Origin of the sequence: Chelatococcus reniformis (assembly GCF_014640075.1) — a bacterium.
GTDB classification, from domain to species: Bacteria; Pseudomonadota; Alphaproteobacteria; order Rhizobiales; family Beijerinckiaceae; genus Camelimonas; species Camelimonas reniformis.
This window is the reverse complement of sequence record NZ_BMGG01000001.1, coordinates 828,114-850,266: the sequence shown is the minus strand read 5'-3', so window position 1 is coordinate 850,266 and position 22,153 is coordinate 828,114. Positions and strand designations below refer to the sequence as shown.

The 22,153-nt window shown below is 68.3% G+C and carries 19 protein-coding genes and 1 tRNA gene; 10 read left to right on the top strand and 10 right to left on the bottom strand.

The window, feature by feature from the left end; all coding sequences use genetic code 11:
- Positions 1-73 precede the first annotated feature (73 nt).
- Positions 74-928 carry a YihY/virulence factor BrkB family protein gene (locus tag IEW34_RS03600; RefSeq protein WP_244641735.1) on the top strand — a complete coding sequence of 285 codons (855 nt, stop codon included), beginning with the start codon at positions 74-76 and terminating at the stop codon, positions 926-928.
- Between the two features lie 112 nt (positions 929-1,040).
- Here the strand turns inward: IEW34_RS03600 and ccrA are convergent, their stop codons facing one another.
- Positions 1,041-2,312, bottom strand: coding sequence for a crotonyl-CoA carboxylase/reductase (gene ccrA, locus IEW34_RS03595; protein ID WP_188607719.1), 1,272 nt, complete (start codon positions 2,310-2,312; stop codon positions 1,041-1,043).
- A gap of 289 nt (positions 2,313-2,601) precedes the next feature.
- On the opposite strand from ccrA, the gene IEW34_RS03590 reads away from it, so the two are divergent.
- Complete coding sequence (locus IEW34_RS03590) at positions 2,602-4,680, top strand: ethylmalonyl-CoA mutase (RefSeq protein ID WP_188607718.1); 2,079 nt, start codon at positions 2,602-2,604, stop codon at positions 4,678-4,680.
- Positions 4,681-4,767: 87 nt separating this feature from the next.
- Here the strand turns inward: IEW34_RS03590 and IEW34_RS03585 are convergent, their stop codons facing one another.
- Entirely contained in the window at positions 4,768-5,628 is an 861-nt protein-coding gene (locus IEW34_RS03585; RefSeq protein ID WP_188607717.1) for a LysR family transcriptional regulator, read from the bottom strand.
- Between the two features lie 161 nt (positions 5,629-5,789).
- Here IEW34_RS03585 and IEW34_RS03580 point away from each other — a divergent pair, with 161 nt between their 5' ends.
- From IEW34_RS03580 to IEW34_RS03560, 5 genes are all read left to right on the top strand, one after another.
- Positions 5,790-6,641, top strand: coding sequence for an oxidoreductase (locus IEW34_RS03580; RefSeq protein ID WP_188607974.1), 852 nt, complete (start codon positions 5,790-5,792; stop codon positions 6,639-6,641).
- A complete protein-coding gene (locus tag IEW34_RS03575) occupies positions 6,638-6,937 on the top strand; it encodes an EthD family reductase (protein ID WP_188607716.1) in 300 nt (99 codons plus the stop codon). Before IEW34_RS03580 ends, IEW34_RS03575 begins: the two co-directional genes overlap by 4 nt.
- Positions 6,938-6,981: 44 nt before the next feature.
- A complete protein-coding gene (locus IEW34_RS03570; protein WP_188607715.1) occupies positions 6,982-7,839 on the top strand; it encodes an NAD(P)-dependent oxidoreductase in 858 nt (285 codons plus the stop codon).
- 83 nt (positions 7,840-7,922) lie between these two features.
- Positions 7,923-9,347 carry an MFS transporter gene (locus IEW34_RS03565; protein ID WP_244641733.1) on the top strand — a complete coding sequence of 475 codons (1,425 nt, stop codon included), beginning with the start codon at positions 7,923-7,925 and terminating at the stop codon, positions 9,345-9,347.
- Positions 9,348-9,451: 104 nt separating this feature from the next.
- Positions 9,452-10,612, top strand: a complete 1,161-nt coding sequence (locus IEW34_RS03560) for an NADH:flavin oxidoreductase/NADH oxidase (RefSeq protein ID WP_188607714.1) — start codon at positions 9,452-9,454, stop codon at positions 10,610-10,612.
- Positions 10,613-10,680: 68 nt separating this feature from the next.
- Here IEW34_RS03560 and ppa read toward each other — a convergent pair whose 3' ends face one another.
- Both ppa and IEW34_RS03550 read right to left on the bottom strand, forming a co-directional pair.
- The gene (ppa, locus tag IEW34_RS03555) at positions 10,681-11,214 is read right to left on the bottom strand and encodes an inorganic diphosphatase (RefSeq protein ID WP_188607713.1); all 534 of its coding nucleotides are present in this window, start codon (positions 11,212-11,214) and stop codon (positions 10,681-10,683) included.
- A gap of 265 nt (positions 11,215-11,479) precedes the next feature.
- Positions 11,480-12,037 carry a GNAT family N-acetyltransferase gene (locus IEW34_RS03550; protein ID WP_244641732.1) on the bottom strand — a complete coding sequence of 186 codons (558 nt, stop codon included), beginning with the start codon at positions 12,035-12,037 and terminating at the stop codon, positions 11,480-11,482.
- A gap of 162 nt (positions 12,038-12,199) precedes the next feature.
- Between IEW34_RS03550 and IEW34_RS03545 the strand changes: the two genes are divergently transcribed.
- Entirely contained in the window at positions 12,200-12,925 is a 726-nt protein-coding gene (locus IEW34_RS03545) for a protein tyrosine phosphatase family protein (RefSeq protein WP_188607712.1), read from the top strand.
- Positions 12,926-13,017: 92 nt separating this feature from the next.
- Here IEW34_RS03545 and IEW34_RS03540 read toward each other — a convergent pair whose 3' ends face one another.
- From IEW34_RS03540 to IEW34_RS03530, 3 genes are all read right to left on the bottom strand, one after another.
- Complete coding sequence (locus tag IEW34_RS03540; RefSeq protein WP_188607711.1) at positions 13,018-14,823, bottom strand: ABC transporter ATP-binding protein; 1,806 nt, start codon at positions 14,821-14,823, stop codon at positions 13,018-13,020.
- A gap of 92 nt (positions 14,824-14,915) precedes the next feature.
- Positions 14,916-16,457 carry an MFS transporter gene (locus IEW34_RS03535; RefSeq protein WP_188607710.1) on the bottom strand — a complete coding sequence of 514 codons (1,542 nt, stop codon included), beginning with the start codon at positions 16,455-16,457 and terminating at the stop codon, positions 14,916-14,918.
- 153 nt (positions 16,458-16,610) lie between these two features.
- Positions 16,611-16,687, bottom strand: a tRNA-Arg gene (locus tag IEW34_RS03530).
- A 206-nt stretch (positions 16,688-16,893) separates the two neighbouring features.
- Here IEW34_RS03530 and IEW34_RS03525 point away from each other — a divergent pair.
- Positions 16,894-17,700 carry a thermonuclease family protein gene (locus IEW34_RS03525; RefSeq protein WP_188607709.1) on the top strand — a complete coding sequence of 269 codons (807 nt, stop codon included), beginning with the start codon at positions 16,894-16,896 and terminating at the stop codon, positions 17,698-17,700.
- Complete coding sequence (locus IEW34_RS03520) at positions 17,697-19,166, top strand: M48 family metalloprotease (RefSeq protein ID WP_244641730.1); 1,470 nt, start codon at positions 17,697-17,699, stop codon at positions 19,164-19,166. Before IEW34_RS03525 ends, IEW34_RS03520 begins: the two co-directional genes overlap by 4 nt.
- A 173-nt stretch (positions 19,167-19,339) precedes the next feature.
- Here the strand turns inward: IEW34_RS03520 and IEW34_RS03515 are convergent, their stop codons facing one another.
- From IEW34_RS03515 to fdxA, 3 genes are all read right to left on the bottom strand, one after another.
- Positions 19,340-20,200, bottom strand: a complete 861-nt coding sequence (locus IEW34_RS03515; RefSeq protein ID WP_188607708.1) for an RNA polymerase factor sigma-32 — start codon at positions 20,198-20,200, stop codon at positions 19,340-19,342.
- A 352-nt stretch (positions 20,201-20,552) separates the two neighbouring features.
- Positions 20,553-21,149: a CarD family transcriptional regulator gene (locus IEW34_RS03510; protein ID WP_188607970.1), complete on the bottom strand. Its 597-nt coding sequence runs from the start codon at positions 21,147-21,149 to the stop codon at positions 20,553-20,555.
- Positions 21,150-21,530: 381 nt separating this feature from the next.
- Positions 21,531-21,866 carry a ferredoxin FdxA gene (gene fdxA, locus IEW34_RS03505; protein WP_188607707.1) on the bottom strand — a complete coding sequence of 112 codons (336 nt, stop codon included), beginning with the start codon at positions 21,864-21,866 and terminating at the stop codon, positions 21,531-21,533.
- Positions 21,867-22,153 lie beyond the last annotated feature (287 nt).

Sequence of the window (22,153 nt, the reverse complement as noted above, 5' to 3'; positions counted from 1 at the left end):
GCGCGAGTTCGCCCGAATCCAGCGGCGCTCGCTCTGCCGTGCGGCAGATGGCTCAGCCGACGAAGGAGGCCCGGTGTCCCGGATCGCGTTGGTGTTCCGCACCGTCTACACGGCGGCGCTGCGCTTCCTCGAGCATGACGGCTGGGCGCTGGCGAGCCATATCGCCATGTCGATCCTGATGTCGCTGTTTCCGTTCATCATCGTCATGGCGGCCGTGGCGAGCCTGCTCGGCTCGGCCGAGCTGGCGGACAAGGCGGCGGGCTTTCTCTTCGAGGTCTGGCCGGTCGAAGTGGCAGAGCCCATCGCGCGCGAGATCAGGCATGTGCTGACGGTGACCCGCAGGGACGCGCTGACCGTCGGTGCGCTGTTCGCGCTGTATTTCTCGTCGAGCGGGATCGAGGCTCTGCGCGTCGGGCTGAACCGCGCCTACCGCTGCTACGAATGGCGGCCGTGGTACTGGACGCGGGTGGAGTCCATCGTCTTCGTGCTGTTCGGCGCCATCGCCCTGCTGGTGTTCGCCCTGCTCGTCGTGCTCGGGCCGGTGCTGTGGGCGACGCTGACCAGCTACGTGCCGGCGCTCGAGCCGCTCGGCACGCTGGTGGCGCTGGCACGCTTCCTCATCGCCGGCGCCGTCATCTTCGTCGTGCTGCTGTTCGCCCACATGGCGCTGGCGGCCGGGCGGCGGCGGCTGCGGGACGTGCTGCCCGGCGTCTTCGCCACCATGATCCTGTGGCTCGCCGGCGGCACGATCTTCGGCTATTATCTCGAGGACTTCGGCAGCAGGGGCTACGTCACCACCTACGCCGGCCTCGCCTCCGGCGCCATCGCGCTGGTCTTCCTCTACCTGCTGGCCGCGATCTTCCTGTTCGGTGGCGAGCTCAACGCCGCCCTGGCGGACGCCGAGAACGACGGCATCAGCCCGGGATGAGGCGCGTGCGGCGCCCGAGCTGCCATGGCCAGGAGGCCCGGCGATCGCGTAGAGCACGCGACCGCGGGAGCGGGCCGGCCGATAGGTGCCGACGGCCTCGCTGCCGTCCGCCTCAGCCGGCGGCCTCGACCACGTCCTCGAAGGTGCGCAGGCCGGTGCGCGGGGCGTTGACCAGCACCGACATGTTGCCCGGCGCGTGCTGGTTCTTCCACATCTTGGTGTGGGCGAGGGGGATCTCCGCCCAGGGGAAGACCTCCGACATGCACGGGTCGATGCGCTGGTCGAGCACGAACTGGTTGGCGGCGGCCGCCTGCTTCAGGTGCGCGAAGTGCGAGCCCTGGATGCGCTTCTGCCGCATCCAGACGTAGCGGGCATCGAAGGTGATGTTGAAGCCGGAGGTGCCGGCGCAGAACACCACCATGCCGCCGCGCTTCACCACCAGCGCCGACACCGGGAAGGTCGCCTCGCCCGGATGCTCGAAGATGATGTCCACGTCCTTCTTGCCGGTGATGTCCCAGATCGCCTTGCCGAAGCCGCGGGCGTTCTTGAGCCAGGCGTTGTACTCGGGCGAGTTCACCTTGGGCATCTGGCCCCAGCAGTCGAACTCCTTGCGGTTGATCACGCCCTTGGCGCCCAGCTGCATGACGTAGTCGCGCTTGGACTCGTCGGAGATGACGCCGATGGCGTTGGCGCCCGAGGCGGCGCACAGCTGCACGCCGAAGACGCCGAGACCGCCGGAGGCACCCCACACCAGCACGTTGTCTCCCGGCTTCACCGTATGCGGCGCGTGGCCGAACAGCATGCGGTAGGCGGTGGCGAGCGTCAGCGTGTAGGAGGCCGCCTCTTCCCAGGTCAGGTGCCGGGGCTTGGGCATCAACTGGCGCGACTGCACGCGGCAGAACTGGGCGAACGAGCCGTCTGGCGTCTCGTAGCCCCAGATGCGCTGGGAGGGCGAGAACATGGGGTCGCCGCCGTTGCACTCCTCGTCGTCGCCGTCGTCCTGATTGCAGTGGACGACCACCTCGTCGCCGACCTTCCAGCGCTTGACCTTGCTGCCGACGGCCCAGACCACGCCGGACGCATCGGAGCCGGCCACGTGATAGGGGATCTTGTGCACGTCAAGCGGCGAGATCGGCTCGCCCAGCGCCGCCCACACGCCATTGTAGTTGACGCCCGCCGCCATGACGTAGACGAGCACCTCGTCCTCGCCGATCGACCAGGTGGGGATGGTCTCGATCTGCATCGCCGTCTCCGGCGGGCCGTGCCGGTCCTTGCGGACCACCCAGGCCGTCATCGTCTCCGGTACATGGCCGAGCGGCGGCACCTCGCCCATCGCATAGTGGCCCTTGGCGGCATCGGATTTCAGCTTGTGGACGGCGCTCATAGAAATTCCTACTCGTTTCCGGCTGCCTTCAAGCCGGCATCATAGCCCAATGTTGCGGTGCGCAAAACCGGCCCATCCGATTTGTTACATTTGCGACTTCCGCGGGTCGCCGTGCTACTCTCACGAATGGGAGCCAAGGCCAAGACCCCAAATGGCCGCTTAGGCATATGTGATAGCAAGCGCGGCCGGGGCGGCTCGTCTAAAAGCGCGAGGCGAGACAGGACCCACCATTCCCGTCTAGAATGGTGCAGAGCAACATGACGGCGACGAGCAGAAGGTGGACAGCGACATGACCGGAGCGAAAGCGGGCCAGGCGCCCCACTCCTCGGCGCCCGGGCGCGACAAGCCCTGGATCTTCAGGACCTATGCCGGCCACTCCACGGCGGCGGAGTCCAACAAGCTCTATCGCAGCAATCTCGCCAAGGGCCAGACCGGCCTGTCCGTGGCCTTCGACCTGCCGACGCAGACCGGCTACGACCCCGATCACGAGCTGGCGCGCGGCGAGGTCGGGAAGGTGGGCGTGCCGATCTCGCACATCGGCGACATGCGCGCGCTGTTCGCCGACATCCCGCTCGCCACCATGAACACGTCGATGACGATCAACGCGACGGCGGCCTGGCTGCTGGCGCTCTACATCGCCGTGGCCGACGAGCAGGGCGCACCGCGCACGGCGCTGACCGGCACGACGCAGAACGACATCATCAAGGAGTACCTGTCGCGCGGCACTTACGTGTTCCCGCCGGCACCGTCCATGCGGCTGATCAAGGACGTGGCGCTGTTCACCACGCGCGAGCTGCCGAAGTGGAACCCGATGAACGTTTGTTCCTACCACCTGCAGGAGGCGGGAGCGACGCCGGTGCAGGAGCTGTCCTACGCGCTGGCGACCGCGATCGCCGTGCTCGACACGGTGAAGGCCAGCGGCGAGGTCGACGAGGCGACGTTCGGCGAGGTGGTCGGCCGCATCTCCTTCTTCGTCAACGCCGGCCTGCGCTTCATCACCGAGATGTGCAAGATGCGCGCCTTCGCCGAGCTGTGGGACGAGATCTGCACCGAACGTTACGGCATCACCAATCCCAAGCAGAAGCTGTTCCGCTACGGCGTGCAGGTGAACTCGCTCGGCCTCACCGAGCCGCAGCCCGAGAACAACGTCTACCGCATCCTGATCGAGATGCTCGCCGTCGTGCTGTCGAAAAACGCCCGCGCCCGGGCCGTGCAGCTGCCGGCGTGGAACGAGGCGCTCGGCCTGCCGCGGGCCTGGGACCAGCAATGGTCGATCCGCATGCAGCAGATCGTGGCCTACGAGACGGACCTGCTCGACTACGGCGACATCTTCGACGGATCGGCCGAGGTGACGCGCAAGGTCGAGGAGCTGAAGGCCGCCGCGCGCGCCGAGCTTGCCCGCATCGATGCCATGGGCGGCGCCATCGTCGCCGTCGAGAACGGCACGATGAAACGGGCGCTGGTGGAATCCAACGCCGAGCGGCTGACCGCTATCGAGGCCGGCACGCTCACCGTTGTCGGCGTCAACCGCTGGACCGAGACCGAGCCGTCGCCGCTGACCGCCGGCGAGGGCGCCATCCTCACCGTGCCCGAGACGGTCGAGATGGAGGCGGTGGCCCGCATCAAAGAGTGGCGCAGCAAGCGCGACCAGGCCGCGGCCGATACCGCTCTGGCCGAGCTCGCCGCGGCCGCCAGGGAGGGCCGCAACGTCATGGAGCCCTCGATCGCCTGCGCCAAGGCGGGTGTCACCACCGGCGAATGGGGCGAGACGCTGCGCGACATCTTCGGCCAGTACCGGGCGCCGACCGGCGTGACGGTCGAGACCAAGTCGCCCGAGATGGAGCGGGAGGTCAGGCTGCTGGTCGCCGACCTCGCCGCGCGGATCGGCGAGACCCCGCGGCTCGTCGTCGGAAAGCCGGGCCTGGACGGCCATTCCAATGGCGCCGAGCAGGTGGCGCTGCGGGCCCGCGACGTCGGCATGGACGTGACCTACGACGGCATTCGCCAGACGCCCGGCGAGATCGTCGCCAAGGCGCGGGAGACCAACGCGCACGTCATCGGCCTGTCGATCCTCTCGGGGTCCCACGTCCCGCTGGTGCGGGAGGTGAAGGCGCGCCTACGCCTCGAAGGCCTCGACCACATCCCCGTCGTCGTCGGCGGCATCGTGCCGCCGGAGGACGAGCTCGTGCTCAAGAACATCGGCGTCGCCGCGGTCTACACGCCGAAGGACTACGAGCTTGACCAGGTGATGAAGGGCATCGTGCAGGTGGTTCATCGGTCCATCGACAACCACAGGGCCGCCGCCGCCGAGCCACCGGCGGGTGAGCGCCGGCCGGGCGGAGCGGGCCGCGCCGCCAGCCGCGGCTGACTCCCAGGCTGTGCAGTAACTCGCAGCACCTCGAACGCGGGCATGACCCAGATCGGAGCCAACGTTACCGGTCTCCAGCGCTCCGGGTCAGGATTGCGCGTTCGCGATGTGATTGGTCACCGTGGTGATGAAGGCTCGCAGACGGTGCAGACGCCTCATGTCACGATGATAGCCCATCCAGATATCCCGTCCGGGTGGCTCGGCCGGCAGGTTGAGCCGGCGTAGGCCCGCCATCTGATTGCCGACGACTTGTGGCAGAACGGCGATACCGATGCCTTGGCTGCACATGCGCCCCTGCACATTCCGATTGTTCGAACGCAGGACGGGCCTCGCGTTCGGGAACCTCTCCGTGAGCCAGGCGATATCCGGGAACTGGCCCGTCGACGTGTCATGGGTAATGAGCCGAAAGCCAGCTCCATCGCCGTATGCCGGCTCGGGAGAGTCCGCCGCGACGTAGGCGCCATAGGCCAGTCGGACCAGCCGTCGCTGTACGACATCGGGCGTGTCGAACGGGACGATCCGGAAGGCGATGTCGGCCTCCCGCTGGGCGAGGCTGAACAAGCGTGTACCCGTCAGGACCTCGACATCGACATGGGGATACGTCTTTGCATAATCAGCGATGATTGGCGGCAGGACGTAGGCGCCGAACCAGTCGGCAGATGATATGCGCAGGCTGCCCTGCAGCTTTTGCTCCTGCCCGGCAAGCCGCCGCTCCATGGCCAGAGCGCCTTCTTCCATCTGCTCCGCCAGGGCGATGATGGCGGTGCCTTCGTCGGTCAATACGAAACCGTCGGCGGTTCTCTGAAACAGCGTATGGCCTGTGGCCTGTTCCAGCGCCCTAAGCCGGCGCCCGACCGTCGGGTGGCTCAGGTGAAGTAAGCGGGCGGCGGCGCCCAACGTGCCGGATCGGGCTATGGCCAGGAAAATTCTGACGTCGCTCCACTCCACGGCATGACCCCACAAAAATGAACGGCAGAAGTACAATGTTGTCGGTACTAGAACAAATTTAATCGCCTAGATCCTCCTCGTGCCGGTTCGGATTGCGAGCCGTTCGGGTCGCGTTGCGCCGGACTACGTGGCGCTCGACCATCGCAGCGAGGAAGTACAAGATGAAAACTTGGCTGATTACAGGGTGTTCGGCGGGTCTGGGCAAGCAACTCGCCGAGGCCGTCGCAGGGCGTGGCGATCGCCTTGTCGCCACCGCGCGTTCCACCGATCCCTTGCAGACGCTGTGCGAGCGTTACCCCGATACGGTGCGCAGCATGTCGCTCGACGTCACCCGGCCTGGCGATGCCGCAAAGGCGGTCGCGCTGGCCGAAAGCGCGTTCGGGGGGCTCGATGTCCTCGTCAACAATGCCGGCTTCGGCTTGATCGGGGCGATCGAGGAGGGGGAGCCCAGCGAATATCGACCGATGTTCGAGGTCAACGTGTTCGGCCTGATCGAGACGACCCGCGCCGCGCTGCCGGCGCTGCGCAGGCGGGAAGGTGCCCGCATCGTCAACCTCTCCTCCGGCGCCGGTATCGCCGGTTCGGCGGGCTCCGGCTTCTACGATGCGACCAAATTCGCGGTGGAAGGCCTGTCCGAAGCGCTCGCGGAGGAGCTTCGCCCGCTCGGACTGAAGGTCATCATCGTCGAGCCCGGCCCCTTCCGCACCGAGTTTCTCGGTCGCTCGATCGTCACCGCAAGGCGAGAGATCGCCGTCTACGCCGACACGGCGCACGCGAGGCGGCACTATCGTGAAACCAATAACGGGAGGCAGGCAGGCGATCCCGCCAAGGCCGTCACCGTGATGCTGCAGGCCATCGATGCGGAGCATCCGCCGCTGCACCTGCCGCTAGGGCCGATCGCACATCGGATCGCGGAGCGGAAGCTGGAATCCTTCCGCGCCGACATAGCCGCCTGGCGCGACATCTCCGTCGCGACCGACTTCGACACTGACAACCGGCGCGTTCAACCATGATCACCATGTATGTGACCTACGCCGGGACTGCCGATACGCCATTCGACCGCGACCATTGGATCGACGTCCATCTCCCGCTCGTGCGCGAATGTTGGGGCCCCTATGGACTGGAACGCGTCAGCGGATTTTTTCCGCAAGGCGACGGCGGCGGCCTGATCGCTATCGCGCCCTGCGCCTTCCGCGACGAGGGAGCCATGGAAGCGGCGTTGGCATCGCCAGAAACGGCGCGGGTCATGGCCGACGTGGATCTTGTCACCGCCGTCAAGCCGCAACGCAGCCTGGCGACTCCCCTCTGAGCGGCGGCAGGACAGCCGCGTAAGTTCAATGGAAGGCCGGGGATATGGATATCGGCTTTATTGGCTTGGGCTCGATGGGCTCTGCCATGGCGCGAAACGTCGCGGCCGCGGGCCATCACGTGCGGGCCTGGAACCGGTCGGGGGGCTCGGTCGAGGGCGTCACCATGCTTGGCGTGGCTTCCGAAATCTTCGACGCTGACGCGGTCCTGACGATGCTCTCGGACGACGCGGCGATACGCAGCGTGATCCTCGACGCGGATCTGCTCGCCGCCGCCCGCCCCGGTCTGATCCATGTCGTTGCCTCGACGATCTCGGTCGCATTCGCACAAGAGCTTGTTGCCGCCCATGACAAGGCCGGAATCGGCTTCGTATCGGCGCCGGTGTTGGGACGGCCGGATGTCGCTGCAAAGGGCAACCTCAACGTGCTCGTCAGTGGCGCGCCGGCGGCGATCGACCGCGTGCGGCCGCTCCTCGAGGCAATAAGTGGCCGCATCTGGCGGATGGGCGACGAAGCACCCGCGGCAAACGCGGCCAAGATAGCCTGCAACATGATGATCGCGATGGCCATCGAGGCCATGGCGGAGGCGGTGGTGCTGACGGAGGCGAACGGCGTGCCGCGAGACAGCTTTTTCGAGCTGATCCTCGGTACGCTGTTCGGCAGCAGACCTTACCAGACCTACTCCGCCAATATCTCCGCAGACACGTACGAAGCCGGATTCAGGGCCAGATTGGGCCTCAAGGATCTTCGCCTGGCGAGGGAAGCGGCCGGCGGGGCCAATCGCGTGCTGCCGATGCTTGATGCCGCTCATGCCCGCATGGGCGAGGCGGTCGACGCCGGATGGGGCGACTTGGACTGGTCGGCGATAGCGAGGTTCACGATCGAGAACGGCAGGTGCTCGTGAGCACGACAACATCTCAAGCAGGGACCTTGCCGGCCGTCATGTCCCGGGCCGATGGTGCCCCACTCGAACCGCGTCGCTGGGCGATGTTCGTGATTCTGCTGGTCGGCGCGTTCCTGCCACCGCTCGATTTCTTCATCGTCAATGTCGCACTCCCCTCGATCCGGAGAGAATTGGGCAGCTCGTCTTCTGCCGAGCAGCTCGTCATTTCATCTTATGCTGCGCTCTACGCCCTGACGCTGATCACCGGCGGGCGGCTTGGTGATCTGTACGGTCGCGGCCGCGTGTTTTTCCTCGGCCTGATCGGCTTTGCCGCGGCGTCGGCACTGTGCGCCTTCGCATGGTCGCCCTGGGCGCTGGTCGCCGGGCGCGCATTGCAGGGCGTGACGGCGGCCGTGATGGCGCCGCAGGCGCTCGCCTCGGTACAGGCGATCTTCCCTGAATCGGAAAAGCCGCTCGCGCTCAGCCTTTATGGCGCGGTCTTCGGCTTGGCCGCCGTCGTCGGGCAGGCATTGGGCGGCATCCTGATTTCGCTCGATCCGCTCGGCATGGGGTGGCGGGCAATCTTCCTCGTCAACCTGCCGGTGGCGATCCTGGTTGCGCTGTTCGGCATTCCCCTGCTGAAAGAAACGCGCGCGCGCCACGCGCACAAACTGGACCTTGGCGGCATGGCGTTGTCGATGGTGACACTGGGCGCGTTGATCGTGCCGCTGATCGAGGGGCGAGAGGCGGGCTGGCCCTTATGGGCCTGGCTGTCGCTCATCGCGGTGCCGGTGCTGGCGCGGCTCTTCTGGCGTTATGAAACCCGACTGGCTCGCGCGGGCGGCGCCCCCCTGCTCGATCCGGCCGCCTTGCAGGCGCCGGGGCTAGGCCGCGCGCTGCTGGTCGCATTGCTGTTCTACGCGATCGGCGCCTTCTTCCTGCTGTTCTCGGTCTATCTGCAGGGCGCGCTGCACGCGACCGCGCTGAGCGCCGGCCTCGTTTTCCTGCCGTTCGGCGCGGGGTTCCTGCTGGGGCCGCTGTCGACGCCGTTCTGCAGGCGGTTCCTCGGCGCCTATGTCAATCCGGTCGGCATGGGGCTGGAGACCGTCGGGCTCCTCGGCCTGGTCTGGCTCATCGTGGCGACACCGGCCGGCCTGCCCCCTGCGTCCGTGCCGCTTGCCGCCATCCTGTTCGTCATCGGTTTCGGACAAGGGATCGCGCTGCCGACCTTGATGCGGATGGTGACGGGCCGCGTCGCGCCGGCCTTTTCCGGCATGATCGCGGGCATCGCCAGTTCGACCCTGCAGGTCAGCACTGCGCTCAGCGTCGCGGTGATCGGTGGGATCTTCTACACCGTCCTTGGCGCGCGCACCGATCCGGCGGCCATCACGCAAGCCTTCATCGTCGCCATCCTCTGCATCGCCTGCTGCCTCGCCGCCGGCGCGGGTCTGAGCATCGGCCCCGCCTCCCCCCTTCGAGCGGAGAGCACGGCGACTGACGGAGCTGATGCGGCAGCCCGGCGGGCGTGATAAGCGCTGGATGGAGTGCGATGCGAGCGCTCCCGGTTCGAGGGACGCCGCTCCGATCACGCGAGCCCGTCTGGTCGAGGCGTGCTCGAGGGGGAGGTGCATATATGTCTGGCAGCCAGCTGTTCTCCGGCTACCGTCTGCGTGACGTCCGGCTGAAGAACCGCATCGTCGCGTCGCCCATGTGGCAGTATCGCGGCGAGCGGGGCTTCGCCACGGACTGGCACCTGATGCACCTGGGACGCCTCGCCGACGGGGGCGCCGGCCTCGTCTTCCAGGAGGGCACCACGGTCGAGCGGCGCGCCTGCGGCACCGTCGGCGATATCGGCATCTGGGACGACGCATTCGTGCCCCAGCTGGCCCGCATCGTCAGGTTGATCCGCGCCAACGGCGCCGTGCCGGCCATCCAGCTCATGCACGCCGGCCGCAAGGCCCGCACCAAGCGCCCCATCGACGGTCCGGGCCTGCTGGAGCGCACCGCCGACATCGACGATTGGGACGCGTGGGACGTGGTCGCGCCGAGCGCCGTGCCGTTGAAGGAGGGGCTGGCGCCGCCGCGGGAAATGACGGCGGGCGACGTCAAGGCGGTGATCGACGCCTTCGTCGCCGGCGCGCGGCGGGCAGACGAGGCCGGCTACGACGTGCTCGAGCTCCACGGCGCCCACGGCTATCTGATCCATCAGTTCCTGTCGGAGCTGACCAACTGCCGCGGCGATCGCTACGGCGGCGGCTTCGACAATCGCATCCGCTTCCTGACTGAGATCGTGGAGGGCGTCCGCTCGGTGTGGCCCGCCGCCAAGCCGCTCATGCTGCGGCTGTCGTGCATCGATGGCGCCGGCTGGACGCTCGAGCACACGATCAAACTTGTCGAGCGCGTGAAGGCGCTGGGCGTCGACTGCATCGATTGCAGCTCCGGCGGGCTCGTCGGCTCGCCGATCCCGTCGGGCCAGCCGCTCGACTACGGCTATCAGGTGCCTTTCGCGGCCGAGCTGCGTCGCACGGCCGACATCCCGACGGCGGCGGTCGGCCTCATCGTCCACGCCCGTCAGGCCGAGGACATCCTTGCGGCGGGCGCGGCCGATCTGGTGCTGCTCGGCCGCGAGCTGATCTACAATCCCAACTGGCCGATCGACGCGGCCCAGAAACTCGGCGTCGACCCGGCCTTTGCGGCCCAGCCCGCCCATATCGGGCTTTGGCTCGGCAAGCGCGCATCGACCTCGCCCAGCCTGGTGCCCTCCACCTTTCCCCAAGGTCGAGCCTCGGCCTGAGCCTGACCGCGTCCGCGCATCGCCCGATCGGGAGTTTCCATCCGATCGAGCTCTGCCAGCGGCTCCCGTCAGGCCTTCTGCTTTGCCCGCTCGATCGCCTCCACCACGAACTGGCGCGCCTCGTCGGCATCGCCCCAGCCGCGCAGCTTCACCCACTTGCCCGGCTCCAGGTCCTTGTAGTGCAGGAAGAAGTGCTCGATCTGCTTCCAGGTGATCTCGGGCAGGTCCGTATAGCTGTGCACCTTCTCGTAGCGGCGAGTCAGCTTGAGCGAGGGCACGGCGATGATCTTCTCGTCGCCGCCGCCGTCGTCCTCCATCTTCAGCACGCCGATCGGCCGGCAGCTGATCACGGCGCCCGGGATGATCGGGCGGGTGTTGGCGACCAGCACGTCGATCGGGTCCCCATCGTCGGACAGCGTGTGGGGCACGAAGCCGTAGTTCCCGGGATAGCGCATCGGCGTGTAGAGGAAGCGGTCGACGAAGAGGGTGCCGGCGGCCTTGTCCATCTCGTATTTGACCGGCTCGCCCCCCATCGGGACCTCGACGATGACGTTGACGTCGTGGGGCGGGTTCTTGCCGATCGGGATGGCGTCGATACGCATGAGATGAGGCTTTCCAGTCCATCTGTTGGAAGAAGGCGCCAGAGCGCTTCGCGATCGGGGTGGACATAGCCGATCGCAAGGAAGCGCTCCAGATTCAATAAGTTGGAGCATTCCCTATCCGATCGGATGAGCATTCCGATCGGGAAATGCTCCAGCGCGCCGGCGACCGCGACTGTTTATGGCGAGATGCGTCGGTCAACAAGCTTGCGAGCTGACCAAAGTTTTGCCGGGGTTGGCGATTTTGGCGCGGCCGGTCGTCGCGCAGTCAGCCGAAGGCGAAGGCGATGCGGTCGAGCGGCACACCGCCGAAGCGGGTCTCGCCACGCGTGACGGGCTTGCCGCCCAAGCCTTCGTAGAACCGGCAGGCGCGCTCGTTGTCAGCCAGCGACCAGACCACGAAGGTCTTGAAGCCCTGGGTGGCGAGGTCGCGCCGCACGGCCCCGAACAGGCGCCGGCCGAGCCCGATGCCCTGGAACACCGGATCGAGGTAGAGTTCGTCGATCTCGCCGCCCTGCGGCAGCCCGAGCGAGCGGCTCTGCCCATAGCTGGCATAGCCGCCGATGCGCTCGCCCATGTCGAGGACCACGAGCGGCCGCGCTCGCGCTGCTGCCGCGATGCGCCACCAGCGCGGCCCGCGCTTGGTGATCATGCGCTCCAGGACCACGCCGGGGATGAGGCCGCGGTAGGCCTCGCGCCAGGCGGCGTCGTGCACGACGGCAAGGCCCGCGGCATCGGAGGGCTTTGCACGACGGATGCTGGTAACGAGTTCGCGCACGAGGTGAAGGTTAGGAGAGGCCGCAGCCCGGCACAAGAGGAAACGCATGTGACGAACACGTGATGGAATGCCGCGCATGTGCGGACGGGCGCACGGCCGCCACCATCACCATGTTGGCCGTTTCGGCACCGATTTGGGAATCGGTGCCGCCTTTGTTAAACAGCCCGCGCGCCCGCGCCGGGGGCGACATGCGGATGACGACGAGCGTCGATGACTTTCAGCAGGGACATGAGGGACGAAGCGCGTTACGCGCGGCGCATGGCGCGTATCGCACGGTGGGACCGTCCGGTGGGAGGCGCAGGCGACCGGCTCGGTGCCTGGGCCAACATGCTGCTGGTCGACCACGGGCTGTTCCGTATCGTCTATCTGAACCGCGTGCGGGTAACGCCGAAGTTCTGGCGCGCCGCCCAGCCGGCCCCGCACCAGATCGGCGCGCTGGCCCGGGCCGGCGTGAAGACCGTCGTCAACTTGCGCGGCGGCCGTGAATACGGTTCCTGGCCGCTGGAGCGGGAGGCCTGCGAACGCTACGGCGTCGCGCTCACCGAGTTCGTCGTGCGCTCGCGCGAGGCGCCGACTCGGGACACCATCCTGGCGGCGAGGGCCTTCTTCGACGAACTCACCTATCCCGTGCTGGTGCACTGCAAGTCGGGCGCCGACCGGGCCGGCTTCATGGCGGCGCTCTACCTGCTGCTGCACGAGCGGCGGCCGCTTGCCGAGGCCATGCGCCAGCTGTCGATCCGCTACGGCCACTTTCGCTTCGCCAAGACCGGCATTCTCGATGCGTTCTTCGAGGCCTATGCGCGGCAGGGCGAAGCCAAGGGCATCGATTTTCTGACCTGGGTGGAGACGGTCTACGATCCCGACGAGCTCCAGCGCAGCTTCAAGCCCGGCCTGCTGTCGGACCTGCTGGTCGACCGCGTCATGCACCGGGAGTGATCCGGCCGAGCCGGTTGAACCGGATCGCGCCTTGGGTAGGCAACGGCGGTTGCACCGGAAGTCCCACGAGCCCCTTGAAAATGCTCTCGCGGTCACGCCCGCCGGGCATCGGCGTGAGCCGCGAGGTCGACGACCGGCCCGTCGTCGGTGAGCTGGAGCCGGCTCAGCTTGGCATACACGCCGCCGCGGGCGATGAGCTCCTCGTGGTTGCCGACCTCGGCCACGCGGCCATGGTCCATGACGACGATGACGTCCGCATCGCGCACGGTCGATAGGCGGTGGGCGATGACCAGGGTGGTGCGCCCCTTCATCAGCCGGGCCAGGGCCACCTGCACCAGGCCTTCCGATTCCGCGTCGAGCGCGCTCGTCGCCTCGTCCAGCAGCAGGATCGGCGCATCCTTGAGGATGGCGCGCGCCAGCGACACGCGCTGGCGCTCGCCGCCTGAGAGCCGCGAGCCGCCGGGGCCGACACGGGTCTCGTAGCCTTCGGGCAGCCGCGCGATGAAGGGATGGGCCGCCGCCGCCTCAGCCGCCGCCACGATCTGCGCCTCGCTGGCGTCCGGCCGGCCGAAGGCGATGTTGGCCTTCACGGTGTCGTCGAACAGCACCACCTCCTGGCTCACCAAGGCGATCTGGGCGCGCAGGCTGGCGATCGTCGCGTCGCGGACATCGATGCCGTCGATGCGCACGGCGCCATCGGTCACGTCGTAGAGCCGCGGCACCAGCGCCATCAGCGACGACTTGCCCGAGCCGGAACGGCCGACCAGCGCCGTCGTCTTGCCGCCGGACACCGTGAGGTCGATGCCTTCCAGCGCCGGTGCGTCCTCGCGGTAGCGGAAGCGCACCTTGTCGAAGGTGATGGTGCCGGCGGTGACCGCGAGCGTGCCGGCGCCCGGCCGCTCGACGATGGTCGGCGCCTCGTCCATCAGCACGAAATAGCGCTTCAGGGCAGCCATGGCCTCCTGCACGATGGCGTTGAGGTTGCCGATCGAGCGCATCGGCTGGGCGGCGAGCAGCAGCGCCGTGACGAAGCCGGTGAAGGCGCCGACCGTCGACGTGCCGCCCGAGATGCGCAGGCCGATCAGCACCAGCACGCCGGCGACCGCGATGCCGCCGCCGACCTCGAGCAGCGGGTCGAGACGACCGCGCGCGTTGGCGGCCTTCATCTTCAGCCGGCGCACGTCGTCGAAGGCCTTGCTGGCGCGGCCCTTGAGGTAACCCTCCAGCGCGAAGGTCTTGGCGACGCGGGCACCGGCCAGGCTCTCGGTCACGAGGCCGGCCATGGCGCCGATCTGCTCCTGCGTGGAGGTGGCGACGCGGCGCAGCTTGCGGCCGATGCGACCGATGGGGATCGCCGCGAACGGCACCACCAGCCCGGCGACGATGGTCAGCACGGGGTCGATCCACAGCATGGCGCAGACCAGCGCGATGATCTGCGCCACGTCGCGCAGAAACACCGTCGACAGCCGCGTCAGCGCTTCCTTGATGAAGGCGAAGTCGGTGGTGAAGCGCTGGGTGAAGGCCGCCGGGCTCTCGCGGCCGAGCTGGGCGAGGTCGGCATCGATCAGGTGCGCATAGAGCGCACTCTGCATGTCGGCCTCGATCTGCGTCACCACGCGATTGGTGAGGATGGTCTGCGCCAGGAGCGAGAAACCGCGCACCGAGGTGACCGCGATGACGAAGATCGGCGCGTACAGGATCGCCTGGGTGTCCTTGGCGGTGAAGGCGTCGTAGGCGTGGTTGATCAGGATTGGGTAGAGGCCGGTTGCCCCCGCCACCAGCGCGATGCAGGCGAGCACCAGGAGCAGCGTCGGCCAGTGCGGCTGCATCCAGCCGTGCCACAGCCGCCGCAGCGTCGGCAGCGTGTCGCCCGAGAGGTCAAGAGGGGCCTTGCTCATGGCAGGGGGCTAGAGCGCTTCTCGATCGGGCGCAAGTGCGATCGGATCCGCCCGTGCGATCGGGCATGCGCCGGCTGCGCGCGCCCGCCCGGTCAGACGTCGTCGTGGGCGGCAAGAGGCCGGGCGATGCTCTCGAGCGACTTGCGCTCGGCGGCGATGCCCCAGCGCCACATGACCGCCGCGGCGCCGATCATCAGCAGCGCGCCGAACACGTAGCCGCCGAACACCGCCTGGCGCGAGCCGGTCTCGACCAGCCCGGCGAAGACGGCCGGCCCGGCGACGCCGCCGATGCCGGTGCCCACGGCGTAGAAGATGGCGATGGCCAGTGCCCGGATCTCGAGCGGAAAGGTCTCGCTGACGGTGAGGTAGGCGGAGCTCGCCGCGCACGAGGCGAAGAAGAAGATCACCGACCAGCAGAGGGTCTGGGTCGTCGCCGAGAGCAGGCCGGCGGAGAACAGGGCGCCGGTGGCGATCAGCAGCAGGCCGGAGATGAGGTAGGTGGCGCTGATCATGATGCGGCGGCCGACCGTGTCGAACAGACGCCCAAGCAGCAGCGGGCCCAGGAAGTTGCCGGCGGCGAAAGGCAGGATGTACCAGCCGATGTGCGCCGCCGGCACGCCGTAGAAGTCCATCAGCACCAGAGCGTAGGTGAAGAAGATGGCGTTGTAGAAGAAGGCTTGCGCCGCCATCAGCACCAGGCCCACCAGGGCGCGCCGGCGATGGATGACGAACAGCGCGGTAAAGGCCTCTCCTATGGGCGTATGCGTGCGGGGGCGCAGGCGAATGGGCCCGCCTTCGGGCTCCGGCAGCACCTTGCCTTCGGCCTCCAGCGCGGCCTCGATCTCGGCCGCGATGCGGTCGGCCTCGGCCTTGCGGCCGTGGGTGATGAGCCAGCGCGGGCTCTCCGGCAGCCAGGAGCGCAGCACCAGGATGACGAGGCCGATCGCCGCGCCGATGAAGAAGGCGAGGCGCCAGCCGAGCTCCGGATCGATGATCGCTGGATCGAGCAGCACCAGGGAGCCGGCGGCGCCGAGCGCGGCGCCGACCCAGAAGCTGCCGTTGATGACGAGATCGGTCTGGCCGCGGTAGCGCGCCGGGATCAGCTCCTGGATAGTGGAATTGATGGCCGTGTACTCGCCGCCGATGCCGGCCCCGGTGAGGAAGCGGAACAGCATGAAGCTCCACAGGTTCCAGGCGAAGGCCGTGGCCGCCGTGGCCGCGATGTAGACGGCGAGCGTGATGAAGAACAGCTTCTTGCGGCCGAGCCGGTCGGTCAGCCACCCGAAGCCCAGGGCGCCGAGGACGGCGCCGAGCAGATACGCGCTGGCGGCGAAGCCGACGTCGGCGTTGCTGAAGGCCAGCACCGGGCTGCTCGTGAGCGCCCCGGCGAGGGAGCCGGCGAGCGTCACCTCCAGGCCGTCCAGGATCCAGGTGACGCCGAGCGCCACCACCACCAGCGTGTGGAAGCGGCCCCACGGAAGCCGGTCCAGCCGGGCCGGGATGAGCGTCTCCACCGAGGCGGGCGGGGGCGGCGCCTGGCGGTCCGGCGCGAGGACTCCGTCGCTGCTCACTGCGGGCGCCCCGCCATCCACTCCCCCCGCCTTCAGACACCGTTCACCCGGCGCACGCCACATTTCCCGCTGCTGAATCGCTGCTCGTCCGGCAGCGATTCGATCGGAGGAGGGCTCCGGCCACGCCCACATCAACCGGGCGGGCGCCCGGCGGTTCCGTTATGTGGCCGCCCGTGGCAGACTTGCGCGATGAAACGGATCGACGAATGGCTGATGTGGCGTCCCGGAAGGGAATCGAACCCCTGACCCCAGGTTTAGGAAACCTGTGCTCTATCCTGCTGAGCTACCGGGACCTTGCTGCCATCTACCCGCTCGAGCCGGCGCGGAGCCGGACCGTGCGCCGCCTCCCCGCCGGGGAAGAGCCGCCCCGGCGATCGCCGCCCGCTGACGCGGCCGGGGGCGCCGGTTTGGCGTGTTTACCACATCGACGGCGTTTTGGTAGCGCCGAGACACGGGCTCGTGCGTCTGCGACGGTCGCGGGCACGGCGTGCCGCGCCTAATGATGATGCCGCTTCGCCTCACGGGCGCCGCAGCGCTCGCCTGCATCTTTCCGGCGCCTGCGCGCGCCCAGGCGCCCCCCGCGCCGGCATGCCTGGCCGAGGCGGAGCCGGCCCGCGTCGGCGCGGTCGCTCCGGCGGGCGAGATCACCCTGACGGACGGGCGTCAGCTCAGGCTGCCCTGGATCGACATCCCGCCCGAGCTGCGGGCGGAGGCGCAGCCGGCGCTGGCGGCCTTCGTGGGGCGGGACGTGCTGGTGCTGCCCACCGCCGCCGAGGACCGCTGGGGGCGCGTGCCGGCCGAGGTGGCGGCGCTGCGGCCCGATGGGGAAGCCGATGAACGGCTGGCGACGCTGCTCGCCGGGCGCGGCCTGGCGCGCCTGCGGCCCGATGCGGGTACCCGGCTGCCGGCCGCCTGCCTGGAGCCGCTTCGCCGGGCCGAGGCGCTGGCTCGGACCCGGCGGCTCGGCCTTTGGAGCCAACCTCAGTCTCGCATTCATCAGGCGCGTGAGGTGGAGGAACTGCGCGCGCTCGCCGGCCGCTTCGTGGTCATTGAGGGCCGGCCGGCCAGTGTCGGTGAGCGCAAGGCGTTCACTTACATCAATTTTGGCCATCGTTGGACCGACGACACAACGGTTACGGTCCCGAAACCTGTCTGGCGTATTCTCGTCGATCGTGGCATGTCCGCGTCCGTCCTGCGACAGGGTCGGATCCGCGTACGGGGGATCGTCCAGGACCGCGGGGGTCCGCTGATCGAGATCGTAACGCCGGATGAGGTCGAGCTCAGCGGCATGGAAGAGACGCGTTGAGCGTAGGCTTGGTGTTTCATTTCCGGAACTTGCCAGGCGCCCGGACACGGGCGATCGCCCTGGCATGCGTGGCGGCGCTCGGCGGCTGCACGACGGATCAGCAGGGTGGATCCTCCATCGCGCTGCCGGAGGCGGCGCCGCGCATCCTCGGCATCGAACGGGCGGCCGACCGCGAGCACAACCGGCTGGTCGCCACCTTCGGCGGCCAGTATCGCTCGCCCGCCCTCGAGCGGGACCTCGACGACATCGTGCGGCGGGTCGCCGCCGCGAGCGAACAGTCGGACCAGACCTACAAGGTCACCATCCTCAATTCGCCGGTGGTGAACGCCTTTGCGCTGCCGACGGGCCACGTCTACGTCACGCGCGGCCTGCTGGCGCTCGCCAACGACAATTCGGAGGTGGCCGCGGTCCTCGCGCACGAGATCGCCCACGTCACGGCCAAGCACGCGCTGGCGCGCGCCGAGCTGGAGCAACGCTCCGAGCTCGTCAGCCGCGTCGCCTCGGAAGTGCTGAACGACCCAGGAGCCGGCCGGATCGCGCGCAGCGAAGGGCGGGTTACCCTCGCCAGCTTCTCGCGCACCCAGGAGCTGGAGGCCGACCGCATGGGCGTGGCCACCATCGGCCGGGCCGGGTTCGACGCCTACGGTGCCTCTCGCTTCCTGGTCTCGCTCGGCCGCAACGCCGGGACGCCCTCCGGTCAGCGCCGCCGCGGCATGGACTTCCTGTCCTCGCACCCGTCGACGCCGGAGCGTGTGGCTGCCGCCATCGCCGCCGCCCGCCAGATCGGGCCGCCCGGCTCGGGCGACAGCGAGCGCAACCGCTACCTCAGCGCCCTCGAGGGTCTCGTCTACGGCGACGACCCGGCGGAGGGCATGATCCGCGGCCGCCGCTTCGCCCACCCCACCCTGGCGGTGGGCTTCACCGCGCCGCCGGGGTTCACCCTGGAGAACACCGCCGAGGCGGTGCTCGGCGTCAACCATGCCAACGGGCAGGCCCTGCGTTTCGACAACGTGCAGGTCGCCGAGACCGAAAGCCTGGAGTCGTTTCTTGCCTCGGGCTGGATCGATGGCCTCCTGAACGACAGCGTCCAGTCGACGACGGTCGACGGCATGCCCGCCGCCACCGCCGTCGCCCGCGGCAAGGAATGGTCGTTCCTGCTGGGAGCGGCGCGCTCGGGCAGCCGCGTCTTCCGGTTGCTGTTCGCCACGCGGGCGCTGACGCCGGAGGCGCAGGCGGCGTTTCGCACCGCCTTCCATAGCCTGCACCGGCTCAGCCCGGAGGAGGTCGCGGCGATCAGGCCGATGCGGATCGAGGTGCTGACCGCGAGCGAAGGCGACACGACCGAGACGATGGCAGCCCGCATGGCCCCCATCGACAACGCCTACGAGCGCTTCCTGGTCCTCAACAGCCTGAGCCGGGGACAGGCGCTGAAGCCCGGACGACGCTACAAGGTCGTCGCCGAATAGCGGACCGGGCCGACCGCTCTTTAGAGCATTTCCGCTATTCTTCGAATTGCCGAAATGCTCTATCCGTTTGATTTGTCGCGTTTTCTTCAGGCGAACCGGCGTCCACTTCGCTCGAAAGCGCTCTAAGTCTTTGCTTTGAGCCTGATCCCACAGCGCCGCGCGGGCCGTGGGCGTCAGGCGTAGGCCGCCTCGGCGACGGGCTGCCAGTCGCAGAGCGCGGCGCGCAGCTTGGCCAACGCCCGGTTCTCGATCTGCCGCACGCGCTCCTTGGAGATGCCGAGCCGCTGACCGAGCGCCTCGAGCGTCGTCGATTCCTCGGTGAGGCGACGTTCGTAGACGATCTTGAGCTCGCGTTCGTTCAGCATCGACAGCGCTTGGCGCAGGCGCGCCAGCCGGCGCTCGCCGTCGATGGTGTCGCCGACACGCTCGTCCGGTAGCGGCTCGCCGTCGACGAGGAACTCCATGTGCTCCGCCTGGTCGGGCCCCGCGACGGGGGCATTGAGCGACAGGTCGGGCCCCGACAGTCGCGCATCCATTGCCTCGACGTCCCGCCGCGACACCTTGAGCGCGGTGGCAATGTCGCCGTACATCGCGTCGCCGATGCTGTCGCCGTTGCGCTCGGCCCGCGCCTTGACGCGGCGCAGATTGAAGAAGAGCGCCTTCTGCGACGAGCTCGTGCCGCCCCGCACGATCGACCAGTTGCGCAGCACGTAGTCCTGCATCGATGCACGGACCCACCACGCGGCGTAAGTGGAGAAGCGGATGTTGCGCTCCGGCTCGAAGCGCAGCGCCGCCTCCAGCAGGCCGACGCTACCCTCCTGCACCAGGTCGGAGGCCGACAGCCCATAGCGACGGAAGCGGGCGGCGACGGACAGCACCAGGCGCAGGTGGGCGGACGTCAGCCGGTGCAGGGCCGCGTCATCGCGGTGGTCGCGCCAACGCAACGCGAGCTCGCGCTCCTCGTCGTGCTCGAGGTACGGGGCTTTCGTTGCGGCATGCATGACGTGGCGCGCCACCCCAGCGATCTCACCCATCCCCGCTCCCATCTCCGGTCCGGCCGGTCAAGGCGGCGTCGCGAGCGCCTCGTGGCGGGTGGAGGCCCCGGCCGCGAAGGATGCATGATCACCCGCTCGGATACCGCATCCGGACGGGGCCCTGCACCGGCGGCGCTCAGGCCGCGACCCGATGGCCTAAACGCGCCAACCTGACGCAGGTTCCCCGTTCGTGGCGGCACGAGATGGTGTGCGCGCAAAAAAGCCCGGCCTGGGGCCGGGCTTTTTGCAGCGTAGTCTGGAGAGCAGGGCCGCTAGAGCCTTTCCCGCTCAGAACCAGGAATCGGATCGGGAGGAGACGCTCCAGGGCGACCGGCCCGCGCCCGTGCGGCGCTCAGGCCGCCTCTTCCTGCAAGTCGTCGCTGTCGGCGTCGCTGTCCGCGTCGGCCGTCGCTTCGGCCTTGCCGGTATTGCGCGGGCTCTTCGCCAGGTTCTGGTCGACGAGCTTGCGCGCTTCCGTATCGGTGATGCGGTTGACGGCGGCGAGCTCGCGGATAACCCGGTCGAGCGCGGCCTCGTAGAGCTGGCGCTCGCTGTAGGACTGCTCGGGCTGCGCCTCGGACCGGTAGAGGTCGCGCACCACCTCGGCGATGGAGACCAGGTCGCCGGAATTGATCTTGGCCTCGTATTCCTGCGCGCGGCGCGACCACATCGTGCGCTTGACGCGCGCCCGTCCGCACAGCGTCTGCAGCGCCTTCGACACGATGTCCGTATCGGCCAACTTGCGCATGCCCACGCTCGCCGCCTTGGCGGTCGGCACGCGCAGCGTCATTTTGTCCTTCTCGAAACTAATGACGAACAGCTCAAGCTTGAACCCGGCAACCTCCTGTTCCTCAATCGACTGGATGTGTCCCACGCCGTGAGAAGGGTAAACAATCGCTTCGCCTGTCTTGAAACCTAGCCGGTGAGCTGTTTTCTTTGAAGTCATGATTCGGAACGCCTCCTGATCACGGTCCGTGAAGGACACAGCCGACGCCAAAATGTCATCAGGCGTCGCTATATGCCGGCCGACAGCCTTCGCTGCCGTCCGCCGAACAGTCGATGAAGTCAAAAACCCATCGCTGCGGCCGGACAGCGCATCCGAGCCGCGTGTTGGGGTATCAATCTTCTGGAAACGCGAAGGCCCTCAGATGCCACGCATTGGGCACGCTCGACTGGAAGGCTTTATATATCACAAATTCGCGAAGAATCAAAGCAGGCGCGCCTGACCGCGCCCCCGCCGGGTATGCTGGGGGGTGCCGCTACGGCCTGCCGAATCGGCTTCGCGGGACGGGTGCGCGCGCGTGGCCGCCCCCGCTGGGGGCGGCGAGGCTCAATCGCCGTCGCCGGGCTCCGCCGAGAACAGCTTGAGCTTGTCCGGCTTGCCGTCCCATTCCTTGGCGTCGGGCGGCGCGTCGCGCTTCTGGGTGATGTTGGGCCAGCTCTTGGCGTAGTCGGCGTTGAGCTTGAGCCAGTCCTCAAGCGACCGCTCGGTGTCGGGTTTGATCGCCTCGGCGGGGCATTCCGGCTCGCAGACACCGCAGTCGATACATTCGTCCGGATGGATGACCAGCATGTTCTCGCCCTCGTAGAAGCAATCCACGGGGCAGACCTCCACGCAGTCCATGTACTTGCACTTGATGCAATTCTCGGTGACGACGTAGGTCATCGGTGCCTCTCGGAGACCTTTCCGGTGCCGTGATAGGACGATCGGCCGTTGCGATCGAGGGGGTTGCTGCCGGGGCAGGGGATCCACTCGCGCGGGGCACGCGCTCGGGCGTCGCCTCGCCCGACGGGCTGTTGCGAAAGGGCGCTCTAGCGGCTCCGATCTGGCGGCGCAAGCGTCGCCGCGTCGCAACGGGTCGAAACGCCTGGCGGCCGAGCCGATGGACCGGCCGGGCGGACGCTCGCGGCTTCAGGCCCCTGGAGCGCCACATCCCAACCCGACTGGCTCCC